17 protein-coding genes are annotated in these 18,551 nt (G+C 73.1%); 15 read left to right on the top strand and 2 right to left on the bottom strand.

Going from position 1 to position 18,551, the window contains the following annotated elements; all coding sequences use genetic code 11:
- Positions 1-233 precede the first annotated feature (233 nt).
- From KME75_RS29145 to yhjD, 9 genes are all read left to right on the top strand, one after another.
- Entirely contained in the window at positions 234-587 is a 354-nt protein-coding gene (locus KME75_RS29145; protein ID WP_246633069.1) for an SH3 domain-containing protein, read from the top strand.
- Between the two features lie 14 nt (positions 588-601).
- Positions 602-1,393, top strand: a complete 792-nt coding sequence (locus KME75_RS29140; protein ID WP_219418095.1) for an exodeoxyribonuclease III — start codon at positions 602-604, stop codon at positions 1,391-1,393.
- Complete coding sequence (locus KME75_RS29135) at positions 1,390-2,799, top strand: serine/threonine-protein kinase (RefSeq protein ID WP_219418094.1); 1,410 nt, start codon at positions 1,390-1,392, stop codon at positions 2,797-2,799. Before KME75_RS29140 ends, KME75_RS29135 begins: the two co-directional genes overlap by 4 nt.
- A gap of 4 nt (positions 2,800-2,803) precedes the next feature.
- Positions 2,804-3,316: a YbaK/EbsC family protein gene (locus KME75_RS29130; protein ID WP_219418093.1), complete on the top strand. Its 513-nt coding sequence runs from the start codon at positions 2,804-2,806 to the stop codon at positions 3,314-3,316.
- 76 nt (positions 3,317-3,392) lie between these two features.
- Positions 3,393-4,454, top strand: a complete 1,062-nt coding sequence (locus KME75_RS29125) for an iron-siderophore ABC transporter substrate-binding protein (protein ID WP_219418092.1) — start codon at positions 3,393-3,395, stop codon at positions 4,452-4,454.
- A 10-nt stretch (positions 4,455-4,464) separates the two neighbouring features.
- Positions 4,465-7,041 carry a bifunctional FO biosynthesis protein CofGH gene (locus tag KME75_RS29120; protein WP_219418091.1) on the top strand — a complete coding sequence of 859 codons (2,577 nt, stop codon included), beginning with the start codon at positions 4,465-4,467 and terminating at the stop codon, positions 7,039-7,041.
- Positions 7,042-7,149: 108 nt separating this feature from the next.
- A complete protein-coding gene (locus tag KME75_RS29115) occupies positions 7,150-7,323 on the top strand; it encodes a hypothetical protein (protein WP_219418090.1) in 174 nt (57 codons plus the stop codon).
- A 124-nt stretch (positions 7,324-7,447) separates the two neighbouring features.
- Positions 7,448-8,470, top strand: a complete 1,023-nt coding sequence (trpS, locus tag KME75_RS29110; protein WP_219418089.1) for a tryptophan--tRNA ligase — start codon at positions 7,448-7,450, stop codon at positions 8,468-8,470.
- A 10-nt stretch (positions 8,471-8,480) separates the two neighbouring features.
- The gene (gene yhjD / locus KME75_RS29105) at positions 8,481-9,521 is read left to right on the top strand and encodes an inner membrane protein YhjD (protein WP_219418088.1); all 1,041 of its coding nucleotides are present in this window, start codon (positions 8,481-8,483) and stop codon (positions 9,519-9,521) included.
- An 83-nt stretch (positions 9,522-9,604) separates the two neighbouring features.
- Here the strand turns inward: yhjD and KME75_RS29100 are convergent, their stop codons facing one another.
- Positions 9,605-10,771, bottom strand: coding sequence for a D-alanyl-D-alanine carboxypeptidase family protein (locus KME75_RS29100; protein ID WP_219418087.1), 1,167 nt, complete (start codon positions 10,769-10,771; stop codon positions 9,605-9,607).
- A gap of 99 nt (positions 10,772-10,870) precedes the next feature.
- On the bottom strand, positions 10,871-11,332 hold the full coding sequence (locus KME75_RS29095) for an SRPBCC family protein (protein ID WP_219418086.1): 462 nt from the start codon (positions 11,330-11,332) through the stop codon (positions 10,871-10,873).
- A 271-nt stretch (positions 11,333-11,603) separates the two neighbouring features.
- Between KME75_RS29095 and KME75_RS29090 the strand changes: the two genes are divergently transcribed.
- The 6 genes from KME75_RS29090 (at position 11,604) to KME75_RS29065 (ending at position 18,385) form a co-directional block, all read left to right on the top strand.
- Entirely contained in the window at positions 11,604-12,737 is a 1,134-nt protein-coding gene (locus tag KME75_RS29090) for a BMP family lipoprotein (protein ID WP_308283190.1), read from the top strand.
- A gap of 79 nt (positions 12,738-12,816) precedes the next feature.
- Positions 12,817-14,367, top strand: coding sequence for an ABC transporter ATP-binding protein (locus tag KME75_RS29085; protein WP_219418084.1), 1,551 nt, complete (start codon positions 12,817-12,819; stop codon positions 14,365-14,367).
- On the top strand, positions 14,364-15,455 hold the full coding sequence (locus KME75_RS29080; RefSeq protein ID WP_219418083.1) for an ABC transporter permease: 1,092 nt from the start codon (positions 14,364-14,366) through the stop codon (positions 15,453-15,455). The genes KME75_RS29085 and KME75_RS29080 overlap by 4 nt, the downstream gene beginning before the upstream one ends.
- Entirely contained in the window at positions 15,452-16,711 is a 1,260-nt protein-coding gene (locus KME75_RS29075) for an ABC transporter permease (protein ID WP_219418082.1), read from the top strand. The genes KME75_RS29080 and KME75_RS29075 overlap by 4 nt, the downstream gene beginning before the upstream one ends.
- Entirely contained in the window at positions 16,704-17,105 is a 402-nt protein-coding gene (locus KME75_RS29070) for a cytidine deaminase (protein ID WP_219418081.1), read from the top strand. Before KME75_RS29075 ends, KME75_RS29070 begins: the two co-directional genes overlap by 8 nt.
- A complete protein-coding gene (locus tag KME75_RS29065; RefSeq protein ID WP_219418096.1) occupies positions 17,102-18,385 on the top strand; it encodes a thymidine phosphorylase in 1,284 nt (427 codons plus the stop codon). The genes KME75_RS29070 and KME75_RS29065 overlap by 4 nt, the downstream gene beginning before the upstream one ends.
- Positions 18,386-18,551: the final 166 nt, after the last annotated feature.

The following is an 18,551-nucleotide window of genomic DNA, read 5'->3' as shown; positions in this document are numbered from 1 at the left end:
ACACCGTCACTCTCGACCCCGCGGCCTAACCCAACACCGAAAAGAACCCGGCACCGCTGCGTGCCGGGTACCTTCACGCGCCCGGGTCACCTCGATTCACGTATCAGCCACCTTCCCGCAACCACGTCGCAGGAAAGTGGCTTTGCTGCAACAGGCCCGTACGAGCTGTGCCGGTGCGACGGGCGTGTCCGGTCCGCTACCGTGGGTCAACCCCGTCCGCAGGGAGAGCGACCGTGGCCAGTGGCAGACCGAGCTTTGGTTCCCTCCGCCTGGAATCGTCCACCTTCAAGGGCTGGGCGTTCGTGTTCGTCGCGGGTACCGCGCTCGCCCTCGTCGCCCTCATCGACCGGGGCGGTCTCGACGCCGTGAACGCCGACGGGTCCACCGGCTGCCAGCTCGAGGTCACCGCGGAACAGCTCAACATCCGGTCCGGTCCGGGGCCGGACTCCCCGCTCGTACAGACGCTCACCCGCGGCGAGCGGGTGGACGGCACCCCCACCGTCACCGACGGATTCCGGGAGCTGGAGGACGGCCAGTGGGCCGCCGACCAGTTCCTGACCCCGGTGCCGGGCAGCAACTGCGGTTGAGCACACTGCCAGGCGTGCGCACGGTCAGCTCGGTCAACGTCAACGGGATCCGGGCGGCAGCGCCCAAGGGCTTCGCGCGCTGGCTCTCCGGCACCCCCTCCGACGTCGTCTGCCTGCAGGAGACCCGCGCGCGGGTGGAGGAGATCCCGGCCGGGCTGCTCGACGGCTGGCACCTGAGCTTCGCGCCCTGCGAGAGCGCCCGCGGCCGCAACGGCGTGGCGGTGCTGACCAGGGAGGCCCCCGAGGCCGTCCGGGTCGGTCTCGGCGCGGCGGAGTTCGACGAGGCAGGCCGCTACCTCGAGGTCGACCTGCCCGGCCTCACCGTCGCGTCGCTGTACCTGCCGAAGGGCGCGGCGGGCACCCCGAAGCAGGACGAGAAGGACCGGTTCCTCGCGCTGTTCGCCGCGCACCTCGCCGAGCGCCGTGAGAAGGCGGCCGCCGAGGACCGCGAGATGGTCGTCTGCGGCGACTGGAACATCGCCCCGGCCGAGGCCGACATCCGCAACTGGCGGGGCAACGTCGGCAACTCCGGGTTCCTGCCGCACGAGCGGGCCTGGCTGGCGGCGCTGTGCGCCGACGGCTGGGTGGACGTGGTGCGCGCGCTGCACCCCGGCGTGGACGGGCCCTACACGTGGTGGAGCTACCGCGGTCGGGCGTTCGACAACGACGCGGGGTGGCGGATCGACCACGTCCTCGCCACGCCCGGCGTGGCCGCCCGCGCCACGTCCGCGGCGGTGGAGCGCGCCCCGAGCCACCCCGAGCGCTGGTCGGACCACGCGCCCGTCACGGTCGGTTTCGCCGCATGACCCCCGTGAGCCCGACCAGGATGATCGGTGGCCGCTACGTCGTGCTGGGCGAGCTCGGCCGCGGCGGTATGGGAGTGGTGTGGCGCGCCGAGGACCGCGTGATGGGCCGCCATGTGGCCGTCAAGGAGCTGCACCTGCCCGGCGGCATCGGCGCCGACGAGCGCTGGCTGTTCCGGGAGCGCCTGCTCCGTGAGGCGCGTACCGCGGGCAGGCTTGCCGACCCCGGGATCGTCACGGTGTACGACGTGGTCACCGACGAGGGCGTCGACCACATCGTCATGGAGCTGATCGAGGCGCCCACGCTGGCCGAGGCCGTCGCGCGCGGCGGGCCTCTCGACGAGCGGGCCGCAACGGCGCTCGCCCAGCAGCTGCTCGGTGCGCTGCGGACCGCGCACGACAGCGGCGTGGTGCACCGCGACGTCAAGCCGAGCAACGTGATGCTCGGGCCGGGCGGACGGGTCCGGCTCACCGACTTCGGCATCGCCCAGGCCGCTGACGACCCGCGGCTGACCACTACCGGATCGCTCGTCGGCTCGCCCGCCTACCTGTCCCCGGAACGCCTCGAGGGGAGCCCGGCGAAGCCGGCGTCGGATCTGTGGGCGCTCGGCGCCACGCTGTTCTTCGCCGTGCACGGGCGTGCCCCGTTCACCGGCGACACGACCGCCGCGACGATCTCGGCCGTCCTGCACGCCGAGGTGCCCCCGATCCGCACCAGAGGGCCGCTCGGCGCGGTGATCGCCGGGCTGCTGCAGCGCGCCCCGCAGGCCCGGTTGAACGGGATGCAGGCCGCCGCGCTGCTCGCGTCCGTGGGCGCGCCGCCGACCGGGCCCGCCGGGGAGGCGGCGACCACGCGCGTCGCGCCCGCCGCCGCAACACCCCGGCGGCGGTGGGCATGGCCCGCGCTGGCGCTGGTGCTGGGGCTCGCGGTCGGGCTGGCGGGTGGCCTGTTGCTGGCCCGGCCTCGCGGGCCGGAGATCAGCACGCTGACGTACGGCGACGGCGGCGACGTGCCGGTCTTCGACGTCACCGGGGAGGCCTGCCTGCCGGGGGCGCTAGCCGCGGGCCGGTCGTTCCCCTCAGGCTCCCGCGTGAACTGCGACAACCCGCACGACCTGGAGGTCTTCGCGACGTTCGACCCGTTCGGCACGCAGGACGAGCTGCCCTACCCCGGCCGGGAACCGCTCGCCGAGTACGCCGCTGCTGCGTGCATGCTGGTGTTCGACTCCGCGCGGATCGCCGGCCCGGACAAGGAGCGGCTCGAGGTGACGGCGCTCGTGCCGTCGCAGGCGTCGTTCGAGACGCGCGGCGAGACGTCGGCGAGTTTCTCGGGGCGCAGCGTGATCTGCCTGCTCCGCGCCGCGGACGGCCGGCAGATGACGGGTAGCCGGATCGCCGAGCGGCCGTGATGTCATGGGCGCCGTGAGCACTGCGACCCACCGCAACATCGAACTCGTGGTGTCCGCCCTCACCGCGGGCGGCGCCGACCCCTCCCGGATCGCCCGGATGCGGGTGCTCCCCGACGCCGTCACCACCGCGGCGGCGGCAGCGGCCGCGTTGGGCGTCGAGGCCGGGCAGATCGCCAACTCGCTGGTCTTCGAGATGGCGATCGACGGCGCCGAGCCCGCGCCGCTGCTCGTGCTGACCTCGGGCGCGCACCGGGTGGACACCGCGAAGGTGGCGGACCTGCTCGGCGCGCGCCGGGTGCGCCGGGCGTCGCCGGACTTCGTGCGGGCCGCCACCGGGCAGCCCATCGGCGGGGTGGCCCCCGTCGGGCACCCGGCCCCGCTGCGGACGCTCGTCGACCGGGCACTCGCCGGGTTCGACGAGGTGTGGGCGGCCGGGGGCATCCCGCACGCGGTGTTCCCCACGACGTTCGACGAGCTGGTCGCGGTCACGGACGGGGAGCCGGCCGAGGTGGCGTGACCCGGTGCGACCGGTGACAGGTTCGGATAGGTGAGGCTATCCTCATCGCGCCGAGCGCTGATCATCTGGAGGCACAGTGCCCCTCGCAGTCCCCGACCCCGCCGTCGGTCGTCTCACCCGCCGCAGGCTGCTGACCGGGGCGGGTGCGATGGGTGCGCTCGGCCTGCTGTCGGCGTGCGGGACCGACCCCGCGCCTGCCGCCGCGCCGGCGGCGGCCCCCGGGTTCCCGCTCCGCGTGGAACACCGGGCGGGCGTCACCGAGATCCCGCGGGAGCCGCAGCGCGTGGTCACCGTGGGCTTCAGCGACCAGGACCCCCTGCTCGCGCTCGGTGTCCGCCCGGTTGCGGTCACCGACTGGTACGGCGATCACCCCCACGCGACCTGGCCGTGGGCCCAGGACGAGCTGGGCGACGCCCAGCCCGTGGTGCTGAACCGCGGGGCGTTCACCGGCACGCCCGACTACCGGTACGAGGAGATCGCCGCGCTCACGCCGGACCTGATCATCGGGCTCTACACGGGCATGGACCCGACCCAGTATGAGACGCTCTCGCGGATCGCGCCGACCGTCGGGCCGCCCGCGGGGTTCCCGGAGTTCGGGGCGCCGTGGCAGGAGTACACCCTCCTGGCCGGGCGCGCGTTGGGCCGGGAGGACCGCGCGGAACAGCTGATCGCAGGCATCGACGACCGGCTGGCCGCCGCCCGTGCCGCGCACCCGCAGTTCGAGGGCCGCAGCGCGGTCGTGGCCGAGCGGTTGGAGCCGGGCCTGACCTTCGTGCGCTCACCCAACGACCAGCGCTCGCAACTGCTCGCCGCGCTGGGCTTCGTGATCCCGGAGGAGATCGGGCAGCTCGCGGGCGACCAGGACGGCGCGTCGATCAGCGACGAGCAGATGGGGCTGCTCGACCGCGACGTGCTGCTGTGGAACACCGGGTTCAACCCCGAGGTACGGCCGGAGATCGAGGCCGCCCCGCTGTACGCGCAGCTCGAGGTCGTGCGGGCGGGCCGGTCGGTGTTCGTCGAGGACCCCATGGTGTCGGCGGCGTGGACCTGGGGCACCGTGCTGAGCCTCCCGAGCGTGATCGACGCCCTCGTGACGCAGCTGGCCGCGGTGGTCTCCCGAGCAAGCACCGGTACGTAGGGTCTTCGGCATGGCCGAACTTCCCGAGGTGCCGCCGTCGTCCTCCGCGCTCCGCAGGGCGCTGCGCCGGGTGCGGGACGGGGCAGTGCTCGACGTCACCGAGGCCGCGGTGCTGCTCGCGGCGCGCGCTGCCGAGCTGGACGAGCTGCTGACCGCGGCGTCCCGCGTGCGGGACGCGGGGCTGGCGGCCGAGGGCCGTCCCGGCGTGGTCACCTACTCCCGCAATGTGTTCATCCCGCTCACCCGCCTGTGCCGCGACCGCTGCCACTACTGCACCTTCGCGACCGTCCCCCACCGGCTGCCCGCGGCGTTCCTGGAGCGTGACGAGGTGCTGGAGATCGCCCGTGCCGGTGCTGCGGTGGGCTGCAAGGAGGCGCTGTTCACGCTCGGGGACCGGCCCGAGGAGCGGTGGCCCGCCGCGCGCGAGTGGCTGGAGGAGCGCGGATACGCCTCCACGCTGGACTACGTGCGGGCGTCGGCGATCGCGGTGCTCGAGGAGACGGGCCTGCTCCCGCACCTCAACCCCGGCGTGCTGTCGTGGGAGGAGCTGACGCGGCTCAAGCCGGTGGCCGCCAGCATGGGGATGATGCTGGAGACCACGGCCACCCGGCTGTGGAGCGAGCCCGGCGGGCCGCACTACGGCAGCCCGGACAAGGAGCCGGCCGTCCGGCTGCGGGCGATCACCGACGCCGGCCGCGTCGGCGTCCCGTACACCACCGGAATCCTGATCGGGATCGGCGAGAACCGCACCGAGCGCGCCGAGTCGATCTTCGCGATCCGGGCCGCGGCGCGGGCGCACGGGCACATCCAGGAAGTGATCATTCAGAACTTCCGGGCAAAGCCGGATACGGCGATGGCGAACGACCCCGACGCCGACCTGCACGACCTCGCCGCCACCATCGCGGTCGCCCGGATCGTGCTCGGCCCCAAGGTCCGGCTGCAGGCGCCGCCGAACCTCGTGGGCCAGGAGTTCGAGCTGATGCTGCGCGCCGGGATCGACGACTGGGGCGGCGTCTCGCCGGTCACCGCCGACCACGTGAGCCCGGAGATGCCGTGGCCCGCGGTCGACGAGCTCGCCACCCGCTCCGCCGCGGCCGGCTTCGTCCTGCGGGAGCGGCTGACGGCGTACCCGAAGTACGTGCTCGCCGGGTCGCCGTGGATCGACACCCGGCTGCACGCGCACGTCGCCGCGCTCGCCGACCCGGCCACGGGGCTGGCGAACGAGAGCGCCGACGTCGTGGGCAGGCCGTGGCAGGAGCCGGACGGCGGGTACGCCTCCACCGGCCGGGTCGACCTGCACGCCGCGATCGACGCGGCGGGGCGCACCGAGGACCGGCGCGGCGACTTCGACTCCGTCTACGGCGACTGGGAGTCGCTCCGGGACGAACTGGCCGCATCGCGGCGCTCCGCTCCGGAACGGCTGGACTCCGACGTCCGGGCCGGGCTCGACCTCGCCGCGTCCGACCCGGCGGCACTGCTGGATCCGGCGCACCACGACGCCGCGATGGCGCTGATCCTCGCCGACGGCCCGGCGCTGGAGGAGCTCGCGGGGCTCGCCGACGCGGTGCGGGCCGACGTCGTCGGCGACGAGGTCACCTACGTCGTCAACCGCAACATAAACTTTTCGAACGTGTGCTACGTCGGATGCCGCTTCTGCGCGTTCGCCCAGCGGGAGCGCGACGCCGACGCGTTCCGGCTGTCGCTGGACGAGATCGCGGCGCGGGCCGTCGAGGCCGCGGAGGACGGCGCCACCGAGGTGTGTGTTCAGGGCGGCATCGACCCGCAGCTGCCGGTCACGTTCTACGCCGACCTGGTGCGCGCGGTGCAGGCCGCCGTGCCCGGTATGCACGTGCACGCGTTCAGCCCGATGGAGATCGTCTCCGCAGCGGCGAAGGCGGGCGTGTCCATCGAGGAGTGGCTGACCGAGCTGCGCGACGCCGGGCTCGGCTCGATCCCCGGTACCGCGGCGGAGATCCTCGACGACGAGGTGCGCTGGGTGCTCACCAAGGGCAAGCTCCCGGCCGCCCAGTGGATCGAGGTGGTGTCGACCGCGCACCGGCTCGGCATCCCGTCGTCGTCGACGATGATGTACGGGCACGTCGACGAGCCGCGGCACTGGCTGGGGCACCTGCGCACGCTCGCCGCCGTCCAGGACGAGACGGGCGGCTTCACCGAGTTCGTCCCGCTGCCGTTCGTGCACCACAACGCGCCGATCTACCTCGCCGGGATCGCCCGGCCCGGCCCCACGGTGCGCGACAACCGGGCCGTGCACGCGTTCGCCCGGCTCGCCCTGCACGGGCGGATCGACCACATCCAGTGCTCCTGGGTGAAGCTCGGCGACGATCTCGCCGCCGACATCCTCCGCGGCGGCGCCGACGACATGGGTGGCACCCTGATGGAGGAGACGATCAGCCGGATGGCGGGATCGGAGAACGGTTCGGCCCGCACGGTCACGGAGCTGACGGCGATCGCGACGGCCGCGGGCCGCCCGGTGCGTCAGCGCAGCACGACCTACCGCGAGCGGGTGGCCCGCCTGGTGCCGGCGCAGCGGCCCGCTCCGCGCCTGCTGCCCCTGACCCCGGCCTGACCCCGCCGCCCCTACCTCCGGCCAGCGCCAGCAAGGTGGCCATACTGCCGTCCAGGGGCAGCATTGCCACCTTGCTGGCGTTCCGGCTGGGGGCCGTACCGTGGGCCCATGGGCATGTTGGGTGAGCTCTTCCCCGGGCCGAAGATCCGCGACGAGTCCGGCGAGGAGGGCAGCGGGCAGCAGTGGCGGCTGGGCCCGATCGACCTGGACAACCGCACCGTGCACGTGCACGCCCCCGAGCCGGCCGACGACGAGGAGCCCGGGGAGCGCCAGGACGCCTGACACCCGGCTCACGCACCCCGTTTCGGCCCGCGCTCCCCGTCGACGGGGCGCGTGGGCCGAGAAGAGGTGCGTGGGCCGTACGGCCCGTCGAAACCGCTTCGCCGGGGCTGGGAGAATCGGGAGCATGACCGCCCCCACCGACCGCCGCCCGCGGGTGCTGTCCGGCATCCAGCCGACCGCGGACTCGTTCCACCTGGGCAACTACCTCGGCGCGATCCGGCAGTGGGTGGCGTTGCAGGACGACCACGACGCGTTCTACTTCATCCCCGACCTGCACGCGATCACCGTCGAGCACGACCCGAAGGCGCTCGCCGCCCGCACCCGCAACTCCGTGGCGCAGCTGCTCGCCCTCGGGCTCGACCCGGAGCGGTGCACGCTGTTCGTGCAGTCCCACGTCCCGGAGCACGCGCAGCTGGAGTGGGTGCTCGGCTGTCTCACGGGCTTCGGCGAGGCCAGCCGGATGACCCAGTTCAAGGACAAGTCGGCGAAGCAGGGGGCCGACCGGGCCACGGTCGGGCTGTTCACCTACCCGATCCTGCAGGCCGCCGACATTCTGCTCTACCAGGCCGACCGCGTGCCCGTCGGCGAGGACCAGCGCCAGCACCTGGAGCTCACCCGCGACCTCGCCCAGCGGTTCAACTCCCGATTCGGCAAGGCGCTGACCGTGCCGGAGCCCTACATCCTGTCCGGCTCGGCGAAGATCCAGGACCTGCAGGACCCGTCGGCGAAGATGAGCAAGTCGGCGTCCAGCCCGTCGGGGATCGTGGAGTTGCTCGACGATCCGAAGGTCAGCGCCAAGAAGATCCGCTCCGCTGTCACCGACACCGAGCGGGAGATCCGCTACGACCCGGAGACCAAGCCCGGTATCGCCAACCTGCTCACGATCTACGCGGCGCTGACCGATCGAAAGATCGCGGAGCTGGAGGCGGAGTACGCCGGCAAGGGCTACGGCGACCTGAAGAAGGATCTCGGCGCGGTCGTCGCCGACTTCGTTGAGCCGCTGCGCGAGCGGGTACGGGTCTACCGGGACGACCCGGCCGAACTCGACCGGGTGCTCGCCCGCGGAGCCACCCGGGCGCGCGAGGTCGCCGGCCGGACGCTGGCCACCGTCCACGAGAGGATCGGCTTCCTGCCGCCGACCGGATGAGGTGACGTGCGTGGCCGCAGCTGCCGACGAGAAGAACAACAAGGCCGACGGGCCGTCGAAGTTCGAGCAGCTGCGAGCCCGCCACCGGTGGCTCGACCATCTCGTGCGGGCCGGCGCGCGCTACACCGAGCGGCACGGCGACCACTACGCCGCCGCGATCACGTTCTTCAGCATCCTGTCGCTGGTGCCGCTGATCATGATCGCGTTCGCGGTCGCCGGTTACGTGCTGTTCTTCAACCCGGCGCTGCTGGACGACCTGCGGGCGGCGATCACCGAGAACGTCCCGCCCGGGCTCAACGAGATGATCGGGGGCGTGGTCGACGAGGCCATCGACCAGCGCGGCGCCGTCGGGCTGGTGGGCCTGGCCGGCGCGCTGTACTCCGGCATCGGGTGGATGTCCAACCTGCGGGAGGCGCTGTCGGAGCAGTGGGCACAGGTGCCCGCCGCTCCGGCGTTGCCGAAGCGGCTGCTGTTCGACCTGCTGGCGCTGGCCGGGCTGGGCCTCGCGCTGGTCGGCTCGTTCGCGATCACCGGCATCGCGTCCGGTTTCGCCGAGGGCGTGCTGAACCTGCTGGGCCTCGGCGACCAGGCCTGGGCTGCGTTCCTGCTCGGCGTCCTCGGGTTCGTGCTCGGCCTCACGGCCAACTGGTTGATCTTCCTGTGGGTGATCGCGCGCCTGCCCCGGGAGCACGCCACGCTGCGCAGTGCGGCGAAGGCCGCGCTGTTCGGCGCCGTCGGGTTCGAGATCCTCAAGCAGGTCATGACCTACTACCTGAGCAGCGTCACGGCCTCGCCCAGTGGGGCGGTGTTCGGCTCGTTCCTCGGTCTGCTCGTGTTCGTCTTCTTCACCTCACGGTTCGTGCTGTTCGTGACGGCCTGGGCGGCCACTGCGCACGAGAACGAGCAGGAGGAGCCCGTCCCGGTGCCCGGCCCGGCGGTGATCCACTCCGAGGTCACGGTGCGCTCCGGCCCCACCGGGAGCGCGGCGGCCGGGCTGCTCGGAGCCGGCGTCCTCACCGGGCTTCTCCTGGGCCGCCGCCGTCGTTCCTGACGGGGCGACTCACGCGGCGAAAACGGGCAACTCGCGGGCGGAAAACGGGCGACTCGCGGGCGGAAAACGCCTGGCCGAGCCGTTCAGCGGCGGGCGCGGACCCGCAGCAGGCCCAGCGCGAGCAGCGCGGCCGACACCGCTGAGACGAGCATGATCACAGCCAGCGGTGCCCGACCGGCCGCCGGCGCGGCGAGCTCCGCGGCGGTCACGGGCGGGGCCGGCGGCGGTGCCCAGGGGTTCCGGTCCACCAGCACGCCGACCGGCCGGGTGCTCGCCGGCAGCGAGAAGCCCCAGTCCAGCAGCTCGCCCGCCTGCTCCCACATCGGGACAGGGCTCTGCTCGCCGCGCATCAGCGCCACCACGAGCCGCCGGCCGTCCTGTTCGGCGGCGGCGACGAGGGTGTGCCGCGCCGCGTCGGTGAAGCCGGCCTTGGCGCCGAGCGTGCCGGGGTACCGGGTGAGCATGCGGTTGTTGTTCCACAGCTCGAAGGCCGGGTTCGGCCCGTAGCCCGGGAAGAGGACGGACCGCGTGGCGATCAGCTCCGCGAACAGCGGCTCGCGCATCGCGACGCGGAACAGCAGCGCGAGGTCGTACGCCGAGGACGCCATCCCGGGCCCGTCGAGGCCGGACGGCGTGGCCGCGCGCGTGTCGAGCGCCCCCAGCTCGTGGGCGAGCTCGGTCATCGCCGCGACGGCGGCCTCCTGGCCGCCCATCGCCCTGGCGAGGGCCTGCGCGGTGTCGTTGCCGGAGCTCAGCAGCAGGCCGGCCAGTAACTGCCGCACCGTGTAGTAGGCGCCGGGGCCGATGCCGGCCTTGCTGCCGTCGATCGCGGTGTCCGCCGCGGTGCCCGCCACCCGTTGGGCTGGGTCGAGGTCGCGCAGCGCGAGGAGCGCCGTGAGCACCTTGAGCGTGGACGCGGGGCGGTGCCGCGCATGCGGGGTGCGGCCGGCGAGCACCTCGCCGGTGTCGAGGTCGGCGATCACCCAGGACTCGGCGCCCACCATCGGTGCGCTCGCCGGCCCGACGTCCCCGCACGTGCCCAGGCGGGACCCCCCGACGGGTTCGGCGGGCCAGGGCAGCGGGTCGGGGGCGGGCACCCCCAGCTCCTCGACGGCCGCGGGCCGCGGCGGGACCTGGTACCGCTCCAGGCAGCTCGCCGGGGCGGCAACCGGACGGACCTGCGGCGGCACGGCGGCCGCGGCGGGCGCACCGAGGGCCGTCACCAGCACGAACACGCCCAGCCACCGCACACGCCGGACTCTACGGGCGGAAACGCCGCGACCACGGTGCTCGACGGGGGCGATCCGGTCGCCCGAAACGGGCGATTCCCCGAGGTGGGACGCGGGTACTCACCCCGCCGCGGCGCGCGCCTCCGCCGTCGCCCTGACCGCGGCGAGCGTGCGCCGCATCCCGTCGACCATGAGCTCCTCCCGGGCCCGGCCCAGCACGCCGGTCCGGACGACCAGCCGCGCCAGGAGGGTCGACCGCCCGGTCCGCTCCCGCCACTGGACGAGCCGCGTTCCCGTACCGGCCGGCTCGAGCCGCCAGCCCCAGGTCATCCCGCTCTCCGCGACCGTGAACGCGAAGCGCGACGGCGGCGCGCACTCGACGACCCGGCAGCGGGTGCGCCAGCGGATCGGGCCGTGGGCGTTGACGCCGACGAACCGGGCGCCCACGGCCGACCCGGTCGCCCCGGCGGTCCAGCGGCCGCCGCGGTTCTCCGGGCTCCATTCGCCCATCCGCGTGATGTCGGTGACGAGCGCCCACACCTGTTCCGGCGGTGCTGCGATCACCACGTCGACCTCGTCCATCCCCGCCCCCCGTTCGGCACCGCGGTGCTGATCAGCGCAGATGTACCACGGTCGCACCGACGACGGCGAGCGTGCCCCGATGCCAGATCGCGGCTCCGAGCACAATCGGTCATCCCGATCTCACTCTCTGGAGCAGACGATTCGGTCACGCCCGGGAGTCCGTCGTGTGAACGCGGCGGTCCCTCGGTTACGGTCCCCGTCGTCGTCGCCGGTCGCCAGATCCGGCCGGCCCGAACAGGAGGCTTTCTCAGTGCGGATCAGACGAGGATTCGTGCTGGCAGCAGCCCTGCTGACCAGCGCGCTGGTGGTGGGCTGTGCCCGCGACACCGGGTCAACCCCGCCGGCGGCGGGCGGCGGCGAGGCCGGTGCCCAGTGCGCACGCAACTCGGCACCGCCCGCTGCGACCGGTGCCGCGGCGACGCCGGCCCCGATCGCCCCGAACGCCGACGCGAGCGCACTCAAGGTCGCGCTGGCCTACGACATCGGCGGTCGTGGCGACCTGTCGTTCAACGACGCGGCCGCCGCCGGGCTCGCGCAGGCGATCGACGAGCTCTCCCTGGTGGAGGGCAACACGCGCGAGGTCGCCGCGGCCGAGAACGAGAGCCCCGACGCCGCGGCCACGCGCCTGCGGCAGCTCGTCGCCGACGGCTTCGACCCGATCATCGCGGTCGGCTTCAAGTACGCCGAGCCGCTGCGCGTCGTCGCAGCCGAGAACCCGAACGTGCGGTTCGCGATCATCGACGACGACACGGTCGACCTGCCGAACGTCACACCGCTCGTCTTCGCCGAGGAGGAGGGCTCCTTCCTCGTCGGTGCAGCGGCCGCCCTGAAGACGCAGGCATGCAAGATCGGCTTCGTCGGCGGCGTCGAGACGCCGCTGATCCAGAAGTTCGAGGCGGGCTACGTCGCGGGCGCGCAGGCCGTGGCTCCCGACATCGAGATCGACGTCGACTACCTCACGCCGGCCGGCGACTTCAGCGGCTTCGCCGACCCCGCCAAGGCTTCAGTGGTGACCAACGGACAGCTCGACGCCGGCTCCGACATCATCTACCACGCCTCCGGCGCGTCGGGGCAGGGCGTGTTCGAGGCCGTCCACGCGGCCTCCACCCCGGAGGACCCGAAGTACGCGATCGGGGTCGACTCCGACCAGTACCAGACGGTCGCGCCCCCGATCAACGAGGTGATCATGACCTCGATGCTCAAGCGGGTCGACGTGGCGGTGTTCAACTACATCAATGCTGTCGCGGCCGGAGACCTCGGCGTGCTCCCGGAGCGGTTCGACCTCGCCGCCGACGGGGTCGGCTACTCGACCTCCGGCGGGATGATCGACGACATCACCGACGAGCTGGACGCGTACAAGGCTGCCATCATCAGCGGCGAGATCACCGTCCCGGCCACGCCGTAGGCGGAGGCCAGGAAGAGACGTCAGGGGGTCGGGTCAACGGTGATCCGGCCCCCTGATCCACGTCCGGAAGGCTGGAGGAATGGCCGAATCCGACAACGCGCCGAACGCCGAGTACGCCGTCGAGCTGGTCGGGATCACGAAGCGCTTCCCCGGGGTGGTCGCGAACGACGACATCCACCTGAAGGTCGGCCGCGGTGAGGTGCACGCACTCTGCGGGGAGAACGGCGCGGGCAAGTCCACGCTGATGAAGATCCTCTACGGGATGCAGCAGCCCGACGAGGGCACGATCCGGGTGGACGGGTCCCCGGTGCGGTTCCGCTCGCCCGCCGACGCGATCCGGGCGGGCATCGGGATGGTCCACCAGCACTTCATGCTGGCCGACAACCTCACGGTCGCCGAGAACATCCTGCTCGGCGCCGAGGGGCAGCTGGGGATCGGCGCGGCGGCGCGGCGGCGGATCGAGGAGCTGTCGCGCACAGTGGGGCTGCAGGTCCGGCCGGACGTCCTCGTCGAGCGGCTCGGCGTCGCCGATCGGCAGCGCGTGGAGATCGTGAAGGTCCTCTACCGCGGCGCCCGCACCGTCATCCTCGACGAGCCGACCGCGGTGCTGGTGCCGCAGGAGGTCGACGAGCTGTTCGAGACCCTCCGTGGCATGCGCGCCGAGGGCTTCACGTTCCTGTTCATCTCCCACAAGCTCGACGAGGTGCGCGCCATCGCCGACACGATCACCGTGATCCGCCGGGGCACGTCGGTTGGCACCGCGGACCCCTCGTCGGTCACGAGCCGGGAGCTCGCCGAGATGATGGTCGGCAGCGAGCTGCCCAGCCCCGGCAAGCGCGAGGACACGGTCACCGACCGGGAGGTGCTGCGCGTCGAGGGTCTCGAGCTGACCGACGCGAACGGGCGGCACCTCCTGGCCGGGGTCGACCTCGTGGTGCACGCGGGTGAGGTGCTGGGTATCGCGGGCGTCGAGGGCAACGGGCAGACCGAGCTCGTCGAGACGATCATGGGGATGCACCGGGCGAGCGGCGGCACCATGGTCCTCGGCGAGAAGGACATCAGCCGCGCGAGCACCCTGGAGCGCCGCGAGGCCGGGATCGGCTACGTCCCCGAGGACCGCACCCGACACGGCCTCCTCGGCGGCCAGCCGCTCTGGGCCAACCGCATGCTCGGTCACCAGAGCCGACCGCCCGTCTCCCGCGGCGGCCTGCTCGGCCTGCTGGACCGGGCGGCGGCGCGGCGCGACACCGAGCGGATCGTCGCGGAGTTCGACGTACGGACCCCCGGCGTCGACGTACACGCCGCCGCGCTGTCCGGCGGCAACCAGCAGAAGCTCGTCGTCGGTCGCGAGCTCTCCGGCTACCCCGTGCTCCTGATCGCCTCGCACCCGACGCGCGGAGTGGACGTCGGCGCCCAGGCCGGCATCTGGGAGGAGCTGCGCCGGGCCAGGGCCGACGGGCTCGCCGTGCTGCTGGTCAGCGCCGACCTCGACGAGCTGATCGGGCTCTCCGACACGATCAAGGTGATGCTGCGGGGCCGGCTGGTCGCCGACGCCGACCCGGCGACCGTGACCCCTGAGGAGCTCGGCGCGGCGATGACCGGGGCCGACGCGGGGGAGGGCGCAGCATGACCCGCGTCCGCACCGTGCTGCTGCCGCCCGCGCTGGCGATCGTCTTCGCCGCGCTGCTCTGCGCCGTGGCGCTGCTGGTCAGCGGGGACTCCCCGCTCACCGCGCTGCGGGTGATGATCACCCAGGTCGGTGCGGGCACCACGGCCGTCGACATCGTCAACAGCGGCGCGATCTACTACATCGCCGGGCTGGCGGCGGCGATCGGCTTCCAGATGAAGCTGTTCAACATCGGCATCGAGGGCCAGTTCCGGCTGGCCGCCGCCGTGGCGGCCATCGTGGGCGGCGCGATCGTGCTGCCGCCCGTCGTGCACACGCTGGTGATCATTCTGGTCGGTGTGGTGGTCGGGGCGGTGTGGGCGGGCATCCCCGCGCTGCTCAAGGCCTACCGCGGGGTCAGCGAGGTCATCTCCACGATCATGCTGAACTTCATCGCCACCGGGCTGATCGCCTACATGATCAGCACGGACGCGTTCGGCGTGCTGCAGGGCAACAACATCTCGACCGACCCGATCGAGCCGAGCGGCTGGTTCCCGGGGATCTCGCTCGGGGGCGCCGGCACGATCTTCGGGATGGTGTTCGTGGCCGCCGCCCTCGGCGTCGGCTACTGGTTCCTGCTCGGCCGTACCCGCTTCGGGTTCGAGCTGAGGGCGTCGGGGGAGTCGCCGACGGCCGCCACCGCGGGTGGCGTGGACGCCCGCCGGATGGTGATCATCGCGCTCGTGCTGTCCGGGGCGGTGGCCGGGCTGATCGGGCTGCCCGAGCTGCTCGGTCGGGACCACGCGTACACGCTCACCTCGCCACAGGGGTACGGCTTCACCGGCCTCGCGGTGGCACTGCTGGGTCGCAACCATCCGGTCGGGGTCGCGCTGGGTGCCCTGCTCTGGGCGTTCCTGGACAAGTCGGCGCTGGCCCTGGACAACGTCGGGGTGCCCCGCGAGATCGTGCTGATCATGCAAGGATCGGTGGTGCTGTCGGTGGTCGTCGCCTACGAGATCGTGCGCCGCTACGAGCTGGCGGCCGAACAGCGGCGGGTGGCGGCGCAGCTGCGCGAGGCCGGTGCCCCGGCCCGTTCGGAGGTGTCGTCATGACCGCGGTCGACACTGCCTCCGTGTCGGCACCTCCGCCGCCGCCCACGCGGCGCCGGATCCCCCGCTGGGCGCTGCCGGTGATCGTGGTCGCGATCGGCGTCGGCGTGCTGGCGATCACCGCCACGCTCACCGGTCAGATCCAGCTGACGTCGAGTGGCACGATACAGGCCGCCGTCGGGCTGATGCTGCCGATCCTCTTCGCCGGGCTCGGCGGGGTGTGGTCCGAACGGGCCGGCGTGATCAACATCGGCCTCGAGGGCATGATGATCCTCGGGACGTGGGGCACGGCGTGGGCAGGGATCTACGGAGGCCCGTGGGCCGCGCTCGTCGGCGGGATCGTGTTCGGGGCGCTGGGCGGCCTGGTGCACGCCGTCGCCACGGTGACGTTCGGGGTCAACCACATCGTGTCCGGAGTGGCCATCACGCTGCTCGGGATGGGGGTCACGCAGTACCTCTCGACGCTGATCTTCCTGCCGCTCTCGGACAACCCGCGGCAGTCGCCGCGCATCGAGGGCTTCGACACGTTCTCGGTGCAGCCGCTCGCCGACGGGCTCGCCGTACTGGAGCAGCAGCAGCGGGTGCTGCTCTCCGACGCAGCCGGCCTGCTCGGCGGCCTGGTCAGCGGACTCACCGCGCTCGCGGTGCTCGGGTTCGCCCTGGTGCCGATCAGCTGGTTCGTCCTGTGGCACACCCGTTGGGGACTGCGGCTGCGTTCGTGCGGGGAGAACCCGGTGGCCGCCGAGTCGCTCGGGGTGCACGTCTTCACCTACAAGTACATCGCGGTGATCGTCTCCGGTGGCCTCGCCGGCCTCGGTGGCGCCGCCCTGACGCTCAACGTCGGGTACTACCTGGAAGGGCAGACCGGCGGTCGCGGCTACATCGGGCTGGCCGCGATGATCTTCGGCAACTGGCGGCCGAGCGGGCTGCTCGCGGGCTCCGCGCTGTTCGGCTTCGTCGACGGCGTGCAGCTGCGCGCGGGCGGCGAGGCGGTGCACGCCCTGCTCTACGCGGCCACGCTGCTGGCGGCGATCGTCGCGCTGCTGTGGGTGGCGCACCGCAGGTGGAAGCCCGCGATCGTCGCGGCGGTGGTCGGCGTGGTCGTCTACCTCGTCTACTACGTGGTCGACACGGTCCCGCGCGAGTTCGCCGCGTACGCCCCGCAGCTCGTCACGCTGTTGGTGCTCGCAGTGGCGTCACAGCGGCTGCGACCACCCGCGGCCATCGGGATGGAGTACCGGAGAGGTGAGGGTGACTGAGGTTTCCTGGGACGCGCTGCGCGCTTCCGCCGTCGAGGCCGCGGGCAACGCGTACGCGCCCTACTCCCGTCTGAACGTCGGGGCAGCGGCGGTGTGCGACGACGGCCGCCTCGTCACCGGGTGCAACGTGGAGAACGCCTCGTACGGGCTCGGGCTGTGCGCCGAGTGCACGATGGCCGGACAGCTGCGGCTCACCGGCGGTGGCCGGTTCGTCGCGGTGGCGTGCCGGTCGGGCACCGGCGAGCTGCTGATGCCGTGCGGGCGGTGCCGCCAGATCCTCTACGAGTTCGGCGGCCCCGACTGCCTGCTCGACACCCCGCGCGGCGTGCTGCCGCTGCGCGACGTCCTCCCCGACGCGTTCGGGCCCGACGACCTGCCGGAGAAGAAGCCCTGATGACGTTCAGTGCCGTCGACGTGATCACGACGAAGCGGGACGGCGGCAGGCTCAGCGACGACCAGATCGACTGGGTGATCGGCGCCTACACCGCGGGCGACGTCGCCCACGAGCAGATGGCCGCGCTCGCGATGGCCGTGCTGCTCAACGGCATGGATCCCGACGAGATCGCCCGCTGGACCCAGGCGATGATCGACTCGGGCGAGGTGCTGGCGCTGCCCGACGTGGGGCGGCCACTGGTGGACAAGCACTCCACCGGCGGGGTCGGCGACAAGATCACGCTTCCGCTCGCGCCGCTGGTGGCGGCGTGCGGGGCGGCCGTGCCCCAGCTGTCCGGGCGCGGGCTCGGGCACACCGGCGGCACCCTCGACAAGCTCGAGTCGATCCCGGGCTGGCGGGCGTCGCTGTCCACCGAGGAGATCGCCGCGCAGCTCGCCGACATCGGCGCGGTCATCTGCGCCACCACCCCGACGCTCGCGCCCGCCGACCGCAAGCTCTACGCGCTGCGCGACGTCACCGGCACCGTCGAGTCCATCCCGCTGATCGCCAGCTCGATCATGAGCAAGAAGATCGCCGAGGGCACCGGCGGACTGGTGCTCGACGTGAAGGTCGGCTCCGGCGCGTTCATGAAGTCGGAGGACAGGGCGCGCGAGCTCGCCGAGACGATGGTGCGGATCGGGGCCGCCCACGGGCTCGCCACGACCGCGCTGCTCACCGACATGTCCGTGCCGCTCGGGCGAGCGGTCGGCAACGCCCTGGAGGTGGCCGAGTCGGTCGAGGTGCTGCGCGGCGGCGGCCCCGCCGACGTCGTCGAGCTGACGGTGGCGCTGGCCCGGGAGATGCTCGCGCTCGCGGGGATCACGGACGTCGACCCGGCCGAGGTGCTCGCCTCCGGGGCTGCGTACCCCGTATGGGAGCGGATGATCGCCGCACAGGGCGGCGACCCGTCCGCGCCGCTGCCGGTGGCCTCGCACGTCGAGCCGGTGGTGGCCGACCGCTCCGGCGTGCTCACCCGGCTCGACGCGCTCGCCGTCGGCGTGGCGGCCTGGCGGCTCGGGGCGGGCCGGGCGCGCAAGGAGGACGCCGTGCAGGCCGCGGCGGGCGTGCGGCTGCTCGTGGAACCCGGCGAGCCCGTCGAGGCGGGGCAGCCGCTGCTGGAGCTGCACACCGACACCCCCGGCGCCGTCGCGGGCGCCCGCGCCGCGCTTGCCGACGGTGTGGTGGTCGGGGACGAGCCGGTGGCCCGCCCGACCCTGCTCAAGGACACGATCCGCCCCTGACCCGGACGACTCGCACGTCGGAACCGGGCGACTCACCAGTCGAGAACTGGCGACTCGCGGGACGGAAACGGGCGACTCGCGGAACATCCGCGAGTCACCCGTTCTGCGCTGCCGAGTCGCCCGTCCTCCCCGGGGGGGGTGCCCCCTCGCCCGGGCGGGGGGGGAG

The sequence above is a fragment of the Pseudonocardia nigra genome, assembly GCF_019396355.1.
GTDB lineage: Bacteria > Actinomycetota > Actinomycetes > Mycobacteriales > Pseudonocardiaceae > Pseudonocardia > Pseudonocardia nigra.
This window is presented reverse-complemented; position numbering and strand designations above follow the sequence as displayed.